Source organism: Myxococcus sp. AS-1-15 (assembly GCF_020037055.1).
GTDB classification, from domain to species: Bacteria; Myxococcota; Myxococcia; order Myxococcales; family Myxococcaceae; genus Myxococcus; species Myxococcus fulvus.
This window is the reverse complement of sequence record NZ_JAIQDF010000012.1, coordinates 77,390-95,604: the sequence shown is the minus strand read 5'-3', so window position 1 is coordinate 95,604 and position 18,215 is coordinate 77,390. Positions and strand designations below refer to the sequence as shown.

At 69.3% G+C, this 18,215-nt stretch carries 16 protein-coding genes; 9 read left to right on the top strand and 7 right to left on the bottom strand.

Going from position 1 to position 18,215, the window contains the following annotated elements; genetic code table 11:
• Window position 1: 1 nt before the first annotated feature.
• The 6 genes from K8625_RS28855 (at window position 2) to K8625_RS28830 (ending at window position 7,509) form a co-directional block, all read left to right on the top strand.
• Window positions 2-3,142, top strand: coding sequence for an efflux RND transporter permease subunit (locus K8625_RS28855; protein ID WP_223784496.1), 3,141 nt, complete (start codon window positions 2-4; stop codon window positions 3,140-3,142).
• 379 nt (window positions 3,143-3,521) lie between these two features.
• The gene (locus tag K8625_RS28850) at window positions 3,522-4,076 is read left to right on the top strand and encodes a peroxiredoxin (protein WP_141324803.1); all 555 of its coding nucleotides are present in this window, start codon (window positions 3,522-3,524) and stop codon (window positions 4,074-4,076) included.
• A gap of 6 nt (window positions 4,077-4,082) precedes the next feature.
• Entirely contained in the window at window positions 4,083-4,607 is a 525-nt protein-coding gene (locus tag K8625_RS28845) for a carboxymuconolactone decarboxylase family protein (protein ID WP_223747840.1), read from the top strand.
• Window positions 4,608-4,736: 129 nt separating this feature from the next.
• Complete coding sequence (gene dps / locus K8625_RS28840) at window positions 4,737-5,213, top strand: DNA starvation/stationary phase protection protein Dps (RefSeq protein ID WP_046711706.1); 477 nt, start codon at window positions 4,737-4,739, stop codon at window positions 5,211-5,213.
• A gap of 179 nt (window positions 5,214-5,392) precedes the next feature.
• Complete coding sequence (locus tag K8625_RS28835; protein ID WP_223747839.1) at window positions 5,393-6,199, top strand: hypothetical protein; 807 nt, start codon at window positions 5,393-5,395, stop codon at window positions 6,197-6,199.
• A 47-nt stretch (window positions 6,200-6,246) separates the two neighbouring features.
• The gene (locus K8625_RS28830; RefSeq protein ID WP_223747838.1) at window positions 6,247-7,509 is read left to right on the top strand and encodes a pyridoxal phosphate-dependent aminotransferase; all 1,263 of its coding nucleotides are present in this window, start codon (window positions 6,247-6,249) and stop codon (window positions 7,507-7,509) included.
• A gap of 71 nt (window positions 7,510-7,580) precedes the next feature.
• Here the strand turns inward: K8625_RS28830 and K8625_RS28825 are convergent, their stop codons facing one another.
• Entirely contained in the window at window positions 7,581-7,985 is a 405-nt protein-coding gene (locus K8625_RS28825) for a hypothetical protein (protein ID WP_223784495.1), read from the bottom strand.
• 295 nt (window positions 7,986-8,280) lie between these two features.
• Between K8625_RS28825 and K8625_RS28820 the strand changes: the two genes are divergently transcribed.
• The 3 genes from K8625_RS28820 (at window position 8,281) to K8625_RS28810 (ending at window position 11,402) form a co-directional block, all read left to right on the top strand.
• Window positions 8,281-9,597, top strand: coding sequence for an MFS transporter (locus K8625_RS28820; protein WP_223784494.1), 1,317 nt, complete (start codon window positions 8,281-8,283; stop codon window positions 9,595-9,597).
• 93 nt (window positions 9,598-9,690) lie between these two features.
• Window positions 9,691-10,467 (top strand): hypothetical protein, encoded by a 777-nt coding sequence (locus K8625_RS28815; RefSeq protein ID WP_223747835.1) that lies wholly within the window; start codon window positions 9,691-9,693, stop codon window positions 10,465-10,467.
• A 155-nt stretch (window positions 10,468-10,622) separates the two neighbouring features.
• Window positions 10,623-11,402, top strand: coding sequence for a hypothetical protein (locus K8625_RS28810; protein ID WP_223784493.1), 780 nt, complete (start codon window positions 10,623-10,625; stop codon window positions 11,400-11,402).
• Between the two features lie 3 nt (window positions 11,403-11,405).
• Here K8625_RS28810 and K8625_RS28805 read toward each other — a convergent pair whose 3' ends face one another.
• The 6 genes from K8625_RS28805 to K8625_RS28780 form a co-directional block, all read right to left on the bottom strand.
• Window positions 11,406-13,610: a hypothetical protein gene (locus tag K8625_RS28805; protein ID WP_223747833.1), complete on the bottom strand. Its 2,205-nt coding sequence runs from the start codon at window positions 13,608-13,610 to the stop codon at window positions 11,406-11,408.
• Between the two features lie 94 nt (window positions 13,611-13,704).
• A complete protein-coding gene (locus K8625_RS28800) occupies window positions 13,705-14,097 on the bottom strand; it encodes a hypothetical protein (protein ID WP_223747832.1) in 393 nt (130 codons plus the stop codon).
• Between the two features lie 17 nt (window positions 14,098-14,114).
• Complete coding sequence (locus K8625_RS28795) at window positions 14,115-15,263, bottom strand: zinc-dependent alcohol dehydrogenase (RefSeq protein WP_046711697.1); 1,149 nt, start codon at window positions 15,261-15,263, stop codon at window positions 14,115-14,117.
• Window positions 15,264-15,376: 113 nt separating this feature from the next.
• Window positions 15,377-16,048, bottom strand: coding sequence for a DNA-3-methyladenine glycosylase (locus tag K8625_RS28790; RefSeq protein WP_223747830.1), 672 nt, complete (start codon window positions 16,046-16,048; stop codon window positions 15,377-15,379).
• 54 nt (window positions 16,049-16,102) lie between these two features.
• The gene (locus K8625_RS28785; protein ID WP_223747829.1) at window positions 16,103-16,591 is read right to left on the bottom strand and encodes a hemerythrin domain-containing protein; all 489 of its coding nucleotides are present in this window, start codon (window positions 16,589-16,591) and stop codon (window positions 16,103-16,105) included.
• Window positions 16,592-16,657: 66 nt separating this feature from the next.
• Complete coding sequence (locus K8625_RS28780) at window positions 16,658-18,169, bottom strand: FAD-dependent oxidoreductase (RefSeq protein WP_223784492.1); 1,512 nt, start codon at window positions 18,167-18,169, stop codon at window positions 16,658-16,660.
• Window positions 18,170-18,215: the final 46 nt, after the last annotated feature.

The window sequence follows — 18,215 nt, the reverse complement described above, 5'->3', positions numbered from 1 at the left end:
CATGTTCATCGACTTCTTCATCCGCCGACCCGTCTTCGCCATCGTCTGCTCCATCCTGCTGACGCTGGTGGGCCTCATCGCCATCCCCACCCTGCCCGTCGCGCAGTACCCGGACCTGGCGCCGCCCCAGGTCACCGTGTCCGCCACCTACGTGGGCGCCAGCGCCGAGGTGGTGGAGAGCGCCGTCACCATCCCCCTGGAGCAGGAGCTCAACGGGGTGGAGGGCATGCGCTACATCTCCTCCACCAGCGGCAACGACGGCACCAGCAACGTCACCATCACCTTCGAGGCCACGCGCGACATCGAGGTCGCCGCCGTGGACGTGCAGAACCGCGTCAGCCGCGCCGCCGCGCGACTGCCCGCCCAGGTGAACCAGACGGGCATCGTGGTCAACAAGGCCTCCAGCCAGATCCTCCTCTCCGTCGCGCTCTACAGCCCGGATGACCGCTACGACGCGAAGTTCCTCTCCAACTACGCGGATGTGAATCTCAAGGACGCCATCAAGCGCGTGCGCGGCGTGGGCGACGTGCGCATCTTCGGCGAGCGCAAGTTCTCCATGCGCGTGTGGCTGGACCCCACCGAGCTCGCCCGCCGCAAGCTCACGCCCCTGGACGTGACGCGCGCCCTCCAGGAGCAGAACCTCCAGGTGGCCGCGGGACAGGTGGGCCAACCCCCGTCCGAGGAGGACCAGCCCTACCAGCTCGCGGTGCGCGCCCGCGGCCGCCTCATCGAGCCGGAGGAGTTCGGCGACATCGTCCTCATGCGGGACGAAAGCGGCAGGGCCGTGCGCATGAAGGACGTGGCCCGCGTGGAGCTGGGCGCGGAGAACTACGGCACCCTCTTGCGCTTCAGCGGCAAGCAGGCCGTGGGCATCGCCACCTTCCAGCTCCCCACCGCCAACGCGCTCGAGGTGCGTGACGCCGTCCTCGCCGAGCTGCAACGCCTGTCCGCCCAGTTCCCTCCGGGCATGGAGTACCAGACGGGCACCGACACCACGCTCGCGGTGCGCGCCACCCTGCGCGAGGTGGTCCGCACGCTGGTGGAGGCCATCGTCCTGGTCGTCCTGGTCATCTTCCTGTTCCTCCACGGCTGGCGCAGCGTCCTCATCACCGCGCTCACCCTCCCCGTGTCGCTCGTGGGCACCTTCGCCTTCGTGAAGCTGCTCGACTTCTCCATCAACACGCTCACCCTCTTCGGCCTCACCCTGGCCACGGGCCTCGTCGTGGACGACGCCATCGTCGTCATCGAGAACATCGAGCGGCTGATGCTGGAGCGGAAGCTGACCGCCGCCGAAGCCGCGCGCGAGGGCATGAAGGAGGTGTCCGGCGCCGTCATCGCCATCTCCATCGTGCTGGTGGCGGTGTTCCTCCCGGTGGCCCTCTTCCCCGGCACCACCGGCGCCATCTACCGCCAGTTCGCGCTCACCATCGCCGCGTCCGTGGCCCTCTCCACCTTCTGCGCCCTCACCCTCACCCCCGCGCTCGCCGCGCGCATGCTGTCCCACCACACCGGGGACAAGTGGGTCTTCTTCCGTCAGGTGGACCGCGTGCTCGACCGGACACGCCACCTGTACGGCCGAGGACTGAGCCGGCTCCTGACGCATCCGGCCCTCGTGCTCGGCGCCTTCCTCCTGTGCGTCGTCGCCACGGCCGCGCTGGTCGTCGTCACGCCCACGGGCTTCATCCCCGACGAGGACCAGGGCTACCTGCTGGTCACCGTGCAGGGCCCCGAGGGCACGTCCCTCTCCCAGACGCAGAAGGTCATGGCCGAGGTGGAGCAGGTGCTGCTCGCCCAGCCGGAGGTGCGCGCCCTCTTCGCCAACGGCGGCATGTCCCCGCAGGGCACCGGCTCCAACCTGGCCAACATCTTCGTCCCCCTGAAGCCCTGGGACGAGCGGACCGGAAAGGACCAGAGCGTGGCCGCGCTCGTCGAGCGGCTGCGCGCCCCCTTGAGCCGCATCGGCGGCGCGCGCGTGGTGCCCTTCCAGCCGCCCGCCATCCGGGGCGTCGGTGCCGTGGGCGGCTTCCAGTTCGTCGTCGAGGACACCGCGGGCGTAAGCTCCCTGGACCAGCTCGCCTCCGCCGCGCGGCAGCTCATGGCCCAGGGCAACGAGGACGGCCGGCTGCGCGGCGTCTTCACCGGCTTCAACGCGGACACGCCGCTGCTCGACGTGGAGGTGGACCGCCAGCTCGCCAAGGCCGTGGGCGTGCCCATCGACCAGATCTTCAGCACGCTCCAGGTCTACATGGGCAGCCAGTACATCAACGACTTCAACTACGCGAACCGCGCGTACCGCGTCTACGTGCAGGCCGAGCAGCAGTTCCGCGACAGCCCCGCGGACATCGCCGCCTTCTACGTGCGCAGCGACACCGGCGACATGATTCCGCTCGAGTCCCTGGTGAAGGTCCAGCCCACCATCTCCGCGCAGCTCATCCGCCACCACAACCTGTTCCGCGCCGTGGAGCTGAGCGGCCAGGCCGCGCCCGGCGTCTCCTCGGGCCAGGCCATGGAGGCCATGGAGGAGCTCGCCGCCCGGCACCTGCCCCAGGGCATGAGCGCCGAATGGACAGGCATCAGCCTGGAGCAGAAAGAGAGCGGCGGCCAATCCCTGCTCATCTTCGGCCTGGGCCTGCTCTTCGTCTTCCTGGTCCTCGCCGCCCAGTACGAGAGCTTCAGCCTGCCCCTCGTCATCATCCTCTCGGTGCCGCTCGCCATCCTCGGCGCGCTCGGCCTGCAGCTCTTGCGCGGCCAGGCCAACGACGTGTTCTGCCAGCTGGGGCTGGTGATGCTCGTGGGGCTCGCCAGCAAGAACGCCATCCTCATCGTCGAGTTCGCCGAGCAGCTGCGCGCCCAGGGCCGGAGCCTCACCGACGCCGTGGTGGAGGCCGCCGAGGTCCGCCTGCGCCCCATCCTCATGACGTCCACCGCCTTCCTGCTCGGCGTGGTGCCCATGATGACCGCGTCGGGCGCGGGCGCGGGCTCGCGCAACTCGCTGGGGACGGCCGTGTTCGGCGGCATGCTCGTCTCCACGGTGGTGAATCTCGTGTTCATCCCCGGCCTCTACGTGCTGGTGCAGAAGCTGCGCGGCGAGGCCAGGCTGCCCGCCCCCGACGCACGCGTTGTCGCCACGCCCTCGCACTGAGGAACGAAGGCCCTGTCACCGGCCCGGGCACCCACATGTCGGGGCCCGGGCCTTTTCAGTTGGCGGCCCATCAATCGGGCGTCTGCCCGCCTGTACCGCGTGCAACCTCGCGAGAGTTCTCGTATTTTCCGCCGGCTCTCCAGTCGTGATGGAGGGCACTCCACCGGCCCGGCTGTTCATCCACCGAAATTGCAGTGGCGAGTGCCACCGACATTTCGTTATTCACCGCCCCGGCGGCAGTGACTCGCAGGGGATGGAAGCCAAGTCCCCGGAATCATTGCAGTGGATGGGCTGGCACGAAGACTGCTGTAGCAGTGCGCAAGAAGACACCTTCCCAGGGGCCATCCCCGGCCCCTCAAACCCAAGGAGCAGTAACGACATGCTGACCGTTGGCGACAAGATCCCGAGCTTCAAGGTCAAGGCCACCGTGAGCCTGGAGAAGGGCAAGGAGTTCCAGGAGATCACGAACGAGACGTACAAGGGCAAGTGGCTGGTGCTGTTTGCCTGGCCGAAGGACTTCACGTTCATCTGCCCCACGGAGATCGCGGAGTTCGGCAAGAAGAACAAGGACTTCCAGGACCGTGACGCGCAGGTGCTGGGCCTGAGCACCGACAGCGAGTTCGTGCACCACGCGTGGCGCACGCACCACCCGGACCTGAAGAACCTGCCCTTCCCGATGCTGGCGGACCTGAAGCACGAGCTGTGCAACGCGCTGGGCATCCTCCACAAGGAGGAGGGCGTGGCGCTGCGCGCGACGTTCATCGCGGACCCCGAGGGCATCATCCGCCACGTGACGGTGAACGACCTGTCCGTGGGCCGCAACGTCTCCGAGACCGTGCGCACGCTGGACGCGCTCCAGACGGACGAGCTGTGCCCCTGCAACTGGAGCAAGGGCGAGGAGACCCTCACCCAGAAGCTGGCGAAGGCGGGGTAAAGCATCATGGCCTCACTCGAAGTCGTCCGCGCGGAACTCACGGACGCCCACAAGGACACCCGCCTCAACCTCCAGGCCGTCCTGGAAGGCGGCAGCCTCACCCCGGAGCAGCGCTGGGGCGTGGCCGTCGCGTGCGCCTTCGCCGCTCGGAATGAGCGGCTGAAGGAGGCGATGTTGAACGAGGCGCGGAAGGCACTCACGAACGCCGAGCCCGTCATCGAGGATGCGCGCGCCGCCGCCTCGCTGATGGCGATGAACAACGTCTACTACCGCTTCCGGCACATGATCGGGAAGGAGTCCTACTCGACCAAGCGGGCCGGTTTGCGGATGAACAGGCTGGCGCAGGTGCTGACCAACAAGGTGGACTTCGAGCTGGTCTGCCTCGCGGTGAGTGCCATCAACGGCTGCGAGATGTGCATGCAGTCCCACGAGAAGGTCGTCCTCGAGGGCGGCCTGTCGGAGGACCAGGTGCACGACGCGGTCCGCGTCGCGTCGGTCATCCACGCCGCGGCGGTGGGTCTGGAGTCGTAAGGCTCCCAGCCGCGAGTCACTGACGTGATGAGAGGCGCCCTCCGGTGGAGACACCGGGGGGCGCTTCCTTTTCCGGCGCCGCGCATCCAACGGGCGTCCAGAACGAACGAGCACGAAAGGAAAGCCATCATGTACCGCAGCCCCAGCCCCCTTCCCGAGAAGACCCGCGCCTCCGTCGTCGAATCCCTCAACGCCCGACTGGCGGACGGCCTGGACCTGCATTCGCAGATCAAGGTGGCCCACTGGAACATCAAGGGCCCGCAGTTCGCGGCGCTGCACCCGCTGTTCGAGACCTTCGCGGTGAGCCTGGCCAATCACAACGACTCCATCGCGGAGCGCGCGGTGACGCTCGGTGGCAAGGCCTACGGCACCACCCGCCACGTGGGCAAGGCGAGCCGCCTGCCGGAGTACCCGCAGGAGACCACCAAGGATTTGGAGCACGTGAAGCTCCTGGCCGAGCGCATCGAGGTATACCTGGACGGCCTGCGTGAGAGCCGCAAGCTGTTCGTCGAGGTGGACGACGCGGACTCCGAGGACCTGGCCACCGGCATCATCGTGGAGTTCGAGAAGCACGCCTGGTTCCTGCGCGCGTCGCTGGAGAGCTGAGACAGCCCTGTCACGTGCGGCGCGTGTGCCCGGAGTGTGCACCGCGCTTCACGCCCCTCGCGGGGGGAGGATTCGGCTTTCCCCTGTCCTTCCGCGAGGTTGCCTCCAGGCACAGCGGTTGCTCTCCCAGGGTGCACCCCGCCCGCGAAGGCGCGGATGGGATACCTTGGAGCAGCGCCATGCGAAGCCTCCTCTCTTTGTCCGTCGTCGTCGCCCTGCTGTCCGGCTGTGGTGGTGAGCCTCCGGAGGAGCTGGTCCAATCCGCGAAGGCGAAGGTGGAGCGCGCCGCCGCGGTGGGGCACCTGACGCGCGGGGCGCTCGAGGTGCTGGGGCTGATGCCGGTGTACACGTGCGGCGAGCCGCGCCGCGGCTTCCTCGACGTCGCCACGGTGGACCTGTCCCAGCGGCTCGCGTGCGCCACCACCACGGTGGAGTCGCTCGACGCGGTGACGGACGGCGTGGTGGTGACGTTCAGCGGCCCCGACTGTCAGGTCCACGGCCTGGGCCTCTCCGGGCGCGTGTTCTTCAAGTACCGCGGCGGCGAGGACCGGATGGAGGTGGAGGCGGACCTGCGCCAGCTGCGCGTGGAGGGCGTGGTGCTGCCCGCCGAGGTGGGCTACGGCACCTGTGGCGATTTGACGAGCGTCTGGGTGAAGGCCGAGGGCGACATCCCCGGGCGCGAGGGCCACACCCTGCGGATGGACGCGAAGGTGACGAAGCGTCCGGGCATGCCGCTTCTGGGCGGCTCGTCGCTGCTGCTCGACGGCACGGGCGAGCTGAGCGGCCCCGACGGCGTGGACAAGCTCACCCTCACCACCCTGCATTACGAGGTGGGTGAGTATCTGCCCAAGGAAGGCATGGCTGTCCTGGAGACGGCGGATGGCCACCACGTGGAGGCGAGCTTCAAGCCGGTGCTGTGGCGGGTGGGCAAGGTGGAGCTGACGGTGGATGACCACTCGCCGGTGACGGTGCCCATCGTCCGGTAGCGCCGGGCCACGCGCGCGGCGCCGGTTTTCCGCTAGGGTGTGGCGCCGTGAGCGACGACGTCACGATTCCCGCCTTCCGCTCCGTGCCGCGCACGGGCGTCATCTACGTCACCGCCGAGGCCACGCGCCGAGGCTACCGTTCCAGCGACCCGGACTGGTGCAACCTGGGCCAGGGGCAGCCGGAGACGGGGGATTTGCCCGGGGCCCCCGCGCGGCTGGGCTCGGTGAACATCGACGTGGCGGACATGGAGTACGCGCCCGTCGCGGGGCTGTGGGACGTGAGGGAGGCCATCGCCGGCCTCTACAACCGCCTCTACCGCAAGGGCATGCCCGGCCAGTACAGCGCGGAGAACGTCTGTCTTTCGGGCGGCGGGCGCGCGGCGCTGACGCGGGCGGCGGCGAGCCTGGGTTCCATCAACCTGGGCCACTTCCTGCCGGACTACACGGCGTACGAAGAGCTGCTGGACGTCTTCAAGGCCTTCACCGCCATCCCCATCCTGCTGGAGGGCGAGCGCGGCTACGCCTTCACGCACGAGGACCTGCGGCGCGAGGTGCAGGGGCGCGGCCTGTCCGCCCTGCTCTTCTCCAACCCGTGCAACCCCACCGGCAAGCTGGTGCAGGGGGACGAGCTGGCCCGGTGGGTGGGCGTGGCGCGCGAGCTGGAGTGCACGCTGCTCATCGACGAGTTCTACTCGCACTACGTCTGGACGGGCCGCCCCGGGCACCTGCCGGTGGAGAGCGCCGCACGCTACGTGGAGGACGTGAACCGGGACCCCATCGTCCTGTTCGACGGCTTCACCAAGAACTGGCGCTACCCGGGCTGGCGCATGACGTGGACGGTGGGGCCCAAGCAGGTGATTGAAGCCGTCTCCAGCGCGGGCAGCTTCCTGGACGGCGGTGGCAGCCGGCCCCTGCAGCGCGCCGCGATTCCGCTCCTCCAGGAGGAGCCGGTCGTCGCGGAGACGATGGCCATCCACAACACGTTCCGGGAGAAGCGAGACAGGTTCCACTCGCGCCTGGAGCGGCTGGGCATCCGCACGGACCGCGCGCCGGACGGGACGTTCTATGTCTGGGGCAACGTGTCCGGCCTGCCCGCGCCGCTCAACGACGGCATGGGCTTCTTCCGTGCCGCGCTGGAGGAGAAGATCATCACCGTGCCCGGTGAGTTCTTCGACGTGAACCCCGGCAAGCGCCGCGCGCGCCCCTCGCGCTTCCGCAGCTACGTGCGCCTGTCCTTCGGCCCGTCGATGGAGGTCCTGGAGAAGGCCCTCACGCGGCTGGAGGCGATGGTGCTCAAGCACAGCCGCTGAAGACAGACGGCCACCTTCCGGAGCGCGCTTTTCCGCGGCGACTCCGGAAGGCAATCCCAGACGAAGACGGCCTAGAGGGCCTTCTCCAGCAGGTTCACGATGCGCTGACGGCGCTCGTGCGTGTAGTTCTCGATGTTGCTGAAGTTGTGCCGGTACGACAGCGTCTTGTTCTCGAAGCGGTAGAAGATGCGGTCGTCCGGCTCGATGCCGCTGATGAAGTACTTCTTGAAGCCGTCCCGGATGGCCTGCTTGGAGAAGTCATCCACGCCGATGTCCTGGAGCGCCAGCACCAGCGGCTCGAAGTAGATGGCGTCGATGCCCTTCTCGAAGAGGTGCGCCAGGCCCTCGGCGCCGAGCGTGTCCCACTCGACCTCGATTTCGACGGGCGCGCCAACGAGTTCGTTCAGCGTCTGCTGCCACTTCGGGAAGACGTTCTGCTTGTACTGCGCGATGGCTCTTCTCTCGGGCAAACCCATGACTGCCCCCTCTGAGGTGGAATCCCAGTGTGCTGATGGGAGGCGCGTCACGATTCTATGGAGGCCCTAACCTGTCAAACACCCCGGGTCCCGAGAAAACGAGACACGTGGTTGTTGGCACTCAGCGCGAGGCGGGCGGCTCGGCGCCGGGTTCCGGGACGACCCGGCGAGCCGGGGCGGGTGCCGGGTTTCCAGGAGACCGTCCAGCGATTGAGGCGGGGCCCCCGCGCGCACGCCAGGCGCCCAAGCGAGCCCGCGCGGCGCGTTTCAGGAGGCCCTATGCTCGGCGGTGTCCATGAGACTCCCCGCCTCCCGGCTCGCACTGCTCGGCGTCCTCTACTTCGTGCAGGGACTGCCCTTCGGCTTCCAGGCCACCGCGCTGCCCGTCTATCTGCGCGGGCAGGGGGTGTCGCTCACCGCGCTGGGCTTCGCGGGGGTGCTCGCGCTGCCCTGGGGACTCAAGGTGCTCTGGGCGCCGCTGGTGGACCGCTACTCCTCGGCGCGCATCGGACGACGCAAGTCGTGGATCCTCCCCATGCAGGCGGGCCTGACGCTCACGTGCGTGGCGGCGGGAATGCTCGTGTCGGAAGGCGGCTCGCTGAAGGTGCTGCTCGGGCTCATCCTGGTGATGAACCTCTTCGCCGCGACCCAGGACATCGCCGTGGACGGGCTCGCGGTGGACCTGCTGCGCCCCGAGGAGCTGGGCCTGGGCAACACCGTACAGGTCGTGGGCTACAAGCTGGGGATGCTCACCGGCGGCGGGCTGCTCGTCTGGGCCAGCAAGTACCTGGGCTGGCCGGGCCTGTTCCACGGCATGGCCCTGCTGTGCGCCATCGCGCTCGGGGTGACGCTCCTGTCTCGCGAGGCGCCGCCGCGTGAGCGCGACGCCGAGCCCACCGCGCCGAAGACCGAGAGCTGGCGACAGTGGTTCGCGGTGTTCCTCACGACGGTGCGTCAGCCGGGCATCGGCTGGGTGCTGCTCTTCATCGGCACGTACAAGTTCGGCGAGACGATGGCGGACGTGCTCTACAAGCCCTTCCTCGTCGACGCGGGCATCCCCGCCTGGCAGATAGGCCAGTGGGTGGGGACGTGGGGCAACGCCGCGTCCATCCTCGGCTCCGTGACAGGTGGCGTGCTCGCCACGCGCATGCCCATCCTCGGAGCCCTGTCGCTCGCCGCGTCGCTGCGCGTGCTCCCGCTCATGGGGCGCTGGTGGCTGGCCACCCACGGCGTCAGCGACGCGGGCGTCATCGGCGTGACGCTCTCGGAGGAGCTCGTCGGCGGCGCGCTCACCACCGTGATGTTCGCGTTCATGATGTCGCGCGTGGACCGGCGCATCGGCGCGTCGCACTACACGCTGATGGCCAGCATCGAGGTCTGGGGCAAGGCCCCCGCCGCGCCTCTCGCGGGCTGGTTGGCGGACCCCCTGCACGGGCTCGCGTTGGGCTATGGCCCCGTGTTCCTGCTCGGCGCCGGACTGTCCGTCGCGTTCCTCGCGCTGCTGATTCCCATCCGTCATCTCCAGGCGCGTTTCGTCACGGATGTGTCACACGAAAACAGCGCCCCACAGCCTCGAGACGAGAGCCCTCCCGTGGAAACAGGCACACGCTGAGCACATCGCGAGACGTGTCAGTCGCGGGTGCTAAGTGCGTACGCGCTGTCCCCCATTCATCGTGGGCGCGCTCGCTCACGAGAGGTGCAACGTATGCTCTCTTCTTCGATGAAGTCCCTGTTGGGTGGTGTCGTCCTGGCCGCCACCCCTGCCCTCGCTGACAGCACCACGACGATTCCCGCGTTCGCGGCCGACATCGCCGCCGCCCGCCTCGCCACGAGCCCGGGTGGCACCACCGTCATCCGCTCCGAGATGCGCGGTGCCGTCGACCGTTTCCTCCACGACGACAGCAAGGTCGACGCCGTCGAGCGTGCGTACCTGGCCGACCGCATCGCCGACCTGACGTTCAAGCAGGGCGTGACGGCCACCGCGATGAAGTACCTCATCGACACCCACGAGCTGAATGACGGCCTGACTTGGTACTCGCCGCTGTGGCTCGACGTCCTCCCGCAGACGCCGGCCGACTACTTCGGCGCCACCGGGCCCCTCACCACCTCCACGGACATCAAGGAGGGCAACATCCCCGCCGGGATGGGCGTCGCCAACCAGCGGACGCTCACCTACAAGGCCAACGCGGCCTGGGGCCTCCAGGACGTGTCGTACTTCAAGCCCATCACCGTCCAGGAGCTGCTCGCCATGCTGAAGGAGCAGGTCATCAACGGCACGCCCAACTCCGATGAGGTGGACGGCGCGCTGGCGTTCATCACGCAGGTCTCCCGCAACAGCAACCGGCTCTACACCACGGGCTGGTCCTGCCAGACGTACTGCGGCGGTGGCGGCCCCGGCGACGCGGGCGGCTTCTTCATCGCCGCGGTGAGCACGGAGCGCAACTTCGTGCGCATGGTGCGCGTGACGACCTGGTCCGACTAGTTCTCCATCGGCGCACCTGCGCCACGGAGAGACACGCGGGAGGGACGCTGCCTCCCGCGTGGGTCCATCGGAGTCACACTCCCCGTGTGCGTGTTGAATACGCGCGCGTCGTCCCCTTGCATCGTGGACGTGAGCGTCCGCGAGAGGAGCAACGCGTGTTCTCTTCGTCACTGAAGTCGCTGCTGGGTGGTGCCGCGCTGCTGGCCGCCGCTCCCGCGTTCGCGGACAGCACCACCACGATTGCCCTCTTCGAGGCGGACATCGCCGCCGCCCGTCTCGCCACGAGCCCGGGAGGTGTCACCGTCATCCGCACCGAGATGCGCGGCGCCGTCAGCCGGTTCTTCCAGGATGACAGCAAGGTCGACGCGGCCGAGCGCATCTACCTGGCCGACCGCATCGCCGACCAGCCCTTCAACGTGGGCGTGACGGCCACCGCGATGAAGTACCTCATCGACGTCCACGAGCTGAACGACGGCGCGACCACACATGCGCCGCTGTGGCTCGACGTCCTCCCGCAGACCCCGGCGGATTACTTCGGCGCCACCGGTCCGCTGACGGTCTCCACGGAGATCATGGAGGGCTACATCCCCAGTGGCCAGGGCGTCGCCAACCAGGCCACGCTCAACTACAAGGCCGGCGCGGCCTTCCGCTATGGGTATCCGCGTAACTTCCAACCCATCACCGTCCAGGAGCTGCTCGCCGAGCTGACGTCTCAGACGGACAACGGCCTGCCCAACTCCGACGAGGTGGATGGCGCGCTGGCGTTCATCACGCAGAGCTCCCGCAACAGCAACCGGCGCTACTCCGCGAGCTGGTACTGCCGGACGTACTGCGGCGGTGGCGGTCCTGGCGACACGGCGGGCTACTACATCGCCGCGGTGAGCACGGACCGCCGCTTCGTGCGCATGGTGCGAGTGACGACCTGGTCGGAGTAGTCCTCAGCCGGCGCGCATGCGCCACTCGAGGCCCGCGGGAGGAAAGGTGCCTCCCGCGTGGGTCCACTCGAGTCGGACTTCACGCCGGCCCTCGGGCGGCAGCTCGAAGCACGCGAGCACCCGCCCCTCGCCCCGCTGGTTGACGCGAGCGTCCAGGCGCTCACCGTCGACGTTCATGGCGAGGGTGAGCACGCCGGCCTGCGGGAAGAACTGTTCCGAGGGATGACGGCGCGGGGAGGTGAGCAGCAGCTCCACCTCGCGCGGCTCGGCGTCGGCGTTCTCCAGGGTGTACGTCAGCGCGTACGAGATGCCTCGGGCTCCCTCGTGGGTCCGGGGCGTTCTCGGCTCGGGCTCGCGCGCGGTCGGCGTCAGGGGCGCGGCATCGGGCCAGACGCCACCGTGTCTGCCGGGCATGGACATGACGAGGTCTCCGGCGCGCTGGCCCGCGGACAGGCGCACCGTGCGGCCGCCGACGAAGACACTGCCGGCCTCGAGCACACCTTGATGGGGAGGAAACGCTGGGGCGCTCGTCTCGGGTGCGTCCGTTCCCGCGCTGGCCATGGGGTGCTCTCCGCGGGAGATGGCGGTGAGCTCGTCCGCAGTGAGGGGCAGCGGGCTGGACACGGTGGCCAGCCGGAACCTCGCGCCCACGTCGAGCTGCCCCTTCGCATCCACGGCCGTGAAGTCCAGGAGCGCCTGGAGCGTGCCGCCCTTTTCATGGCGCGCGGCGAGGACGAGCACGGCGTCACCGGGCTGCACGGTGAGGGCGGCCTCGATGCGTCCGCGTGTGCCCAGACGCACGTCGTCGAGGTGAGCCAGGTCGAGGTCCTCGCGGAGCAGCGGCTCGGCTTCGCGCTCGTCCTGGGGGCGCGGGTCGACGCGCGCATCGAGGAAGCCCGAGGCGAGCACGGCGTGAGGACCACGGAAGAAGAGCCCCTCCGGGTCGGGGACCTTTCCTGACGCCGAGTCGACGAGTCCGGTGAGGTCCTCGGCGAGCGCGTCCTGCTCATCTGGATTGAAGGGCTCGCCGCGCGCGTTCGCGGGGAACTGGGGCGTGAGGTACCTGGAGAAGACGACGCCCGCGAGCCGCAGGTGGATGGGGCGGCCCGAGGTGTTTCGCAGCACGATGGAGCAGCGCTGCGTGCCCGTCGGGGGCAGGGTCTGCGTCACCTGTCCCTGTTCAGCTCGCGCGAAGGTCTCGCCGACGCGATTGACGGCGCGAAGGAACAGGCGGGCCTGGCCGGCGAACGTGAAGCCGCCCTCGCTCTTGCCAGGCACGATGCGCCCCATCGTCGTGCCGAGGACTCCGGAGGTCCGAATCGGCTCGGGGCTCGCGTGGAGGAGCAGCGGCGCGCCCGTGAACGCGCCATCGAGGGGTTCGAGCGCCGCGATGGGGAGCACGTCCGCGTCGAGCGCTCCGACGGGCAGCGGGGGCCGCTCATGCGGATGCGCGGAGACACGAGGCGCGGGGACCTCCTCCTCGCGGGTGGCGTCGACTTCGAGGGCCCTCGCCAGCTCACGCACGTCATGCGCGGCCTCTGTCTTCTCGCCCGAGGCAGGCAGCACGTTGTCTGCGTCGCCGCTCTCTTCCGAAGACTCCGCCGCGCGCCGCGGGACACCCGCCTTCGCCCCATCCGTCGTCGCGCCGGCGCCCTCTTCCGCGGACACCACGACGAGTCGCGGGACAACCTTCACCGCATCCGTCGTCTTCTCAGCGACGTTCTCGTCTGGAGGCGCCGCGACGAGCCGCGGCGCCCCCTTCATGGCGGCCTCCTCCAACATCAGCCCCCCGGGCTCCGCCGTCTTCGTGGCGGCCTTCCCGTCGGAAGGGACCAAGACGGGCGCCGCAAGCGTCTCAGCGACCTGCGCTCCGGCAATCGCTGTCTTCTTGACGCCCCTCCCTTCCGAGGGCGGCGCCGCGGACGTCACGGCGGCCTTCGCCCCCACCATCTTCGCGACCGCCTTCCCCTCGGAAGGAGACACACCAGCCTTCGCGACAGTCTTCTGACCCGAGGCATTCGGCGCCGTCTTCGCGGCCTTCGCCGTCTTCGCGACGGGCTTCGCCTGTCCTCGCTGGGTCGCCACGCCCGGCGTCGCGGCCCCACCCGCCTCGGGCTTCCGCGCGGTCTTCTTCGCGGCCTCCGCAGGGGGCTTCGCCCCCGAGGGTTTCGCGGCGGGACGTCGAGGGGGCGGCTTCGAGGGAGGCATTCCCGGGAATCCTCACAGAGAACAGGCCTGGATGTCGCCTCCCCATGGCGCCGGGTCTCCCCCACCCCGGCGCCACACCGGGCCCCACCTCACCTCACGCGCGCGCCCACTTGCGCCACACGGTGTGGGTGAGCGCCAGCACCCCCGCGGTGGGCAGCGCCCACGGCAGCACCCGCGCCAGACGGTGCTCCCAGACATCCACCCGGTCCGCCAGCAACAACACCATCCAGTGGCGGGCCTTGTGGTCCGGGACCCCATAGGCCACGCGGCGCAACAGGCCGCTCAGCCCCTTCGGCGGCTGCGCCGTTCCATACACCGGCGGCAGCTGCGCGCGGCCCGGATGCTTGAACACACGCACCGGCGAGTGCTGGAACCGGATGGGCATCCGAGCCCCCGGCAAGGGATGCGGCAGTGTCTCCATCGGGACGCCGGGGCGGCTGGAGAAATCCAGGTCCGCGGCGGCGCCAGGTACAGGTCTATCCGGCATGGCTTCACTCCCTCTCGTCACGCATGGCCCGGCGTGAGGACGCACTTGACGCAGCCGTCACGCTTCTGGGCGAACAGGTGGTAGGCCTCCGGCGCATCCTCCAACCCGAACCGGTGGGTGATGATGGCCTTCGCATCGATGCGCCCCTCCCGGATGTGCTTCAGGAGGTGCGGCATGTAGCGGCGCACGTTGCACTGGTTCATCCGCAGCGTGAGCCCCTTGTTCATCGCGGTGCCAATCGGCATCACGTTCCACGGCGGTCCATACACGCCGACGATGGAGACATTGCCGCCCTTGCGCACGGCATCGATGCACCACGAGAGCACCGTGGGAGCACCCGCCTCCAGCTTCATCCCCAGGCCCATCACCCGGTGCGTCGTGGAGCCCTCGGCCTCCATGCCCACCGCGTCGATGCACACGTCCGGGCCCCGGCCCTCGAACATCTCCTTGAGGTAGGCGACGACGTCCCCCACCTCCTGGAAGTTCACCGTCTCCACCTTCGCGAACCGCTCCGCGAAGTCGAGCCGGTACTGCACGCAGTCCACCGCCACCACGCGGCCCGCGCCCATCAGCCACGCCGAGCGCATGGCGAACAACCCCACCGGGCCCGCGCCGAAGACGACCACCGTCTCGCCGCCCTTGATTTCGCCCATCTCCGCGCCCATGTAGCCCGTCGGCAGGATGTCACCGAGGAACAGCACCTCCTCGTCCTCCATGTCGTCCGGAATCTTCAGGGGCCCCACGTCCGCGTACGGCACGCGCACGTACTCGGCCTGGCCACCGTCGTAGCCGCCCGTCGTGTGCGAATAGCCATACACGCCGCACGCCACGTCGCTGGAGGGGTTGCTGTTCTCACACAGCGCCGTGAGCCCCCGCTCACAATAGAAACAGCCGCCGCACGAGATGTTGAAGGGCACCACCACGCGGTCGCCCTTGCGCAGCTGGGAGACCTCCGTGCCCGTCTCCTCCACCACGCCGGTGAACTCGTGCCCGAAGGTGTGGCCCACCCGGGTGTCCGGGACCAGCCCGTGCAGCAGGTGCAGGTCCGAGCCACAGATGGCGCTCTTGGTCACCCGCAGGATGACGTCTTGGGGGTGCTCCAGCCGGGGGTCCGGCTTGTTCTCCACTCGGACCCTGAAGGGTCCCTGGTAGGTCAATGCTCGCATGAGGGCGTCTCTCCCGTTTCATCTACGGGTGAGGACGCCAGCGCCGTGCGGCAAGGCGCGTCATCAGCGAGCCCCCCGCTCGCTCACTCGCCATGAAGCGCGAGGGGCGCCGCTCAGCCCTCGGACGGCTCCCAGCTCAGCTCCGTGGCGCGCCACATGTACCAGCTCGCCACCGAGCGCCAGGGCCGCCAGCGCTCGCCGTATTCCAGGAGCGCCTTCGGCCTGGGCATCTCCTCCAGGCCGTACGCGAGCATGAAGCCCTTGCGCACGCCGAAGTCGTCCACCGGCAGCACGTCCGGGCGGCCGAGCCGGAACATCAGCAGCATCTCCACCGTCCACTGGCCGATGCCCCGCACCTGGGTGAAGTGCTCGATGAGGGCCTCGTCGCTCATCCGGCGCACCCGCGCGAGCGGCGGCACCGTGCCATCCAGCGTCTTGCGCGCCAGGTCCTGGAGCGCGGCCATCTTGTTGGCGGACAGCCCCGCCTCGCGCAGCGCCTTCTCCGGCGTCGCGAGCAGGGCCTCCGGAGTGAAGTCACGGCCCGTGCCCACCTGAGCGCTGACGCGCTCGAAGATGGTCGCCGCGGCCTTGCCGTGCAGCTGTTGGAAGACGATGGAGCGCGCCAGCGCCGCGAACGGGCTGTGCAGCGGGCTCAACTCCATGCGGAAGGCGCCCACGCGCTTCATCAGGGCGCCCAGCGTCGGGTCGGCGCGCGCGAGGGCACGGCGGGCGCTCGGGGTGAAGGCTTCGGGCAGGCGCGGAGCGGAGGAGGCGGGGCGGGGCATGGACAAACCCCATGCTGCCGCTCCGGCCGCTCCGCGCAACCCGAATCTTGCGGCCTACAGCGGCGCCGCGTGGTCCGTCTCGGCGGGGACGTTGTTGCGGGGCTCGTCCTCCATCAGCTCCTCGAACTGCTGCTCCATCAGGATGCCCAGGTCCTCGAGCTGCTCCTTGGACAAGAGCTTGCGGACCTTCTTGAAGAGCTCGCCCTCCTCCTCCTCGACGTGGTGTTCGATCTGCTCCTGGAGCACCTTCATCTTCGGGTCGAACTCCTCGTCGTCCGGAGACATCTCCAGCAGGTCCGCGATGATGCGCTTGGCGGACAGGTGCTCCTCCACCGCCTCACGCAGCTCGTCCTCGGTCCGCTCCGACCTGGTGGCCGGATAGAAGTACAGCTCCTCGATGGTGGCGTGCGCGGCGAGCCGGTCGGCGATCATCTTGAACAGCTCGCCCCTGCGCACGTCCGCGTGGTCCGGGAGCTTGCCGTACTGGGCAAAGAGCTTCTTCACCTCGTCATGCTGCTGCTTCAGCAACTCAATCGCGTTCATGTCATGTCTCCATGTCGGCGGGGTTCAAGGCTCGTCTGACTTCGGGAGACGCGCGGGTGGCGGGCGTCAGGTGGGCAGCTTGCGGGAGGGCAGGTCCTTCACCGCGGGTCCGTTGAGCACCTTGCCCGTGGGGCTGAAGCGCGCGCCGTGACAGGGGCAGTCCCACGAGCGCTCCGCGCCGTTCCAATGCACATGGCAGCCCAGGTGCGTGCACACCGGAGAGACGGCGTGCGAAGTGCCATCCTCCTCGCGGTAGACGGCCACCTTCTGCCCGTCCACCTCCAGGACCTTGGCCTCGCCGGGGGCCACCTCGGACAGGTGCTTGCCGTCGGGCCTGGCCAGCCGGTCCGCGACGAAGCGGAAGGCCACCTCCGCGTTCTCCTGGATGAAGTCCTTCACGCCCGCCATGGGCTTGACGCGCGTGGCGTCGTACAGCGCGGCGAAGGGGTTCTCCCGCCCGAGGATGAGGTCGGTGAGGAGCATCCCCGCCAGCGTGCCGAACGTCATCCCCGTGCCGGAGAAGCCGGTGGCCACGTAGACGTGCTTGCGGGCGCTGTCGCGGCCGATGTAGGCCAGCCCGTCGGCCGGCTCGATGACCTGACCGGACCAGCGGTGGGTGATGGACTCCACCGGGAAGCGCTCGCGCGCGAAGTCCTCCAGCGCCGCGTAGCAGCGCGCCGTGTCCTCCTCGGCGCCCACCTTGTGGTCCTCGCCGCCGACGATGACGTAGGTGCGCCCGTCCACCGGCTGCGTGCGGATGTAGTGATAGGGCTCCTTGCAGTCGTAGTACTGCGCGGGCTCCAACGCTCCGTCCAGCGGACCGGCCACCGCGTAGGTGCGGTACGGGAAGAGCTTGGTGTGCATGAAGACGCGGTTGAGCGGCGTCGTGGTCGCCTCCACCACGTCGGTGGCCGTGACGACGCCCCGGTCCGTGACGACGCGGCAGGGCTTGCCGTCCCGCACCTCCAGCACCCGCGTGTTCTCGAACAGGTGACAGCCCTCGCCGGGGATGCGGTCCGCCAGCCCGAGCAGGTACTTGCGCGGATGGAACAGGGCCTGGTCCTCCACGCGCAGCGCGCCCTTCACCGCGAAGGGCAGCGGCACGCGCTGCGTGAGCGTGGCGAGCAGCCCCGCGTCGCGCGCGGCGGACACCTCTTCCTCCAGCGATTGCAGCTCGCGCGCCGTCTCCGCGTACTGGAACATGGGCACGCGCTGGAAATCGCAGTCCAGGCGCAGCTCCTCCACCAGCGACGCAATCTGCTCCATCGCGGCGCGGCTGGAGGACGCCGCCAGCCGGGCGCCCTTCTCCCCGAAGTCGCGGCGCAGCGTGGCGTAGGGCGTGTCGAGCAGCTCCGTGAGGTGCGCCGTCGTCTGCCCCGTCTGCCCGGACAGGATGCGGTTCATCTCCAGCACCGCCACCCGCTTGCCGGCGCGCTTGAGCAGCCACGCCGTGGTGAGGCCCGCCATCCCCCCGCCGATGACGGCCACGTCCACCGTCAGGTCCCCGGGCAGCGTGGGGAAGTCTCGCGTGGGCGTGGTCAGCGTCCAGAGCGAGCGATGCGTCCGCGTCTCATCCATGTCCCAAGACTAGGGATGCGCCTCAGGTGCGATAACCCGACGCGGC

Bases quoted from the DNA above. Each gene is read 5' to 3' on its own strand.
- K8625_RS28815 (WP_223747835.1), top strand. From the start codon at position 9,691: ATGCTCTCTTCTTCGATGAAGTCCCTGTTGGGTGGTGTCGTCCTGGCC.
- K8625_RS28825 (WP_223784495.1), bottom strand. From the start codon at position 7,985: ATGGGTTTGCCCGAGAGAAGAGCCATCGCGCAGTACAAGCAGAACGTC.
- K8625_RS28790 (WP_223747830.1), bottom strand. From the start codon at position 16,048: ATGCCCCGCCCCGCCTCCTCCGCTCCGCGCCTGCCCGAAGCCTTCACC.
- K8625_RS28855 (WP_223784496.1), top strand. From the start codon at position 2: ATGTTCATCGACTTCTTCATCCGCCGACCCGTCTTCGCCATCGTCTGC.
- K8625_RS28845 (WP_223747840.1), top strand. From the start codon at position 4,083: ATGGCCTCACTCGAAGTCGTCCGCGCGGAACTCACGGACGCCCACAAG.
- K8625_RS28780 (WP_223784492.1), bottom strand. From the start codon at position 18,169: ATGGATGAGACGCGGACGCATCGCTCGCTCTGGACGCTGACCACGCCC.
- K8625_RS28820 (WP_223784494.1), top strand. From the start codon at position 8,281: ATGAGACTCCCCGCCTCCCGGCTCGCACTGCTCGGCGTCCTCTACTTC.
- K8625_RS28800 (WP_223747832.1), bottom strand. From the start codon at position 14,097: ATGCCGGATAGACCTGTACCTGGCGCCGCCGCGGACCTGGATTTCTCC.
- K8625_RS28785 (WP_223747829.1), bottom strand. From the start codon at position 16,591: ATGAACGCGATTGAGTTGCTGAAGCAGCAGCATGACGAGGTGAAGAAG.
- K8625_RS28805 (WP_223747833.1), bottom strand. From the start codon at position 13,610: ATGCCTCCCTCGAAGCCGCCCCCTCGACGTCCCGCCGCGAAACCCTCG.
- K8625_RS28835 (WP_223747839.1), top strand. From the start codon at position 5,393: ATGCGAAGCCTCCTCTCTTTGTCCGTCGTCGTCGCCCTGCTGTCCGGC.
- K8625_RS28850 (WP_141324803.1), top strand. From the start codon at position 3,522: ATGCTGACCGTTGGCGACAAGATCCCGAGCTTCAAGGTCAAGGCCACC.
- dps (WP_046711706.1), top strand. From the start codon at position 4,737: ATGTACCGCAGCCCCAGCCCCCTTCCCGAGAAGACCCGCGCCTCCGTC.
- K8625_RS28795 (WP_046711697.1), bottom strand. From the start codon at position 15,263: ATGCGAGCATTGACCTACCAGGGACCCTTCAGGGTCCGAGTGGAGAAC.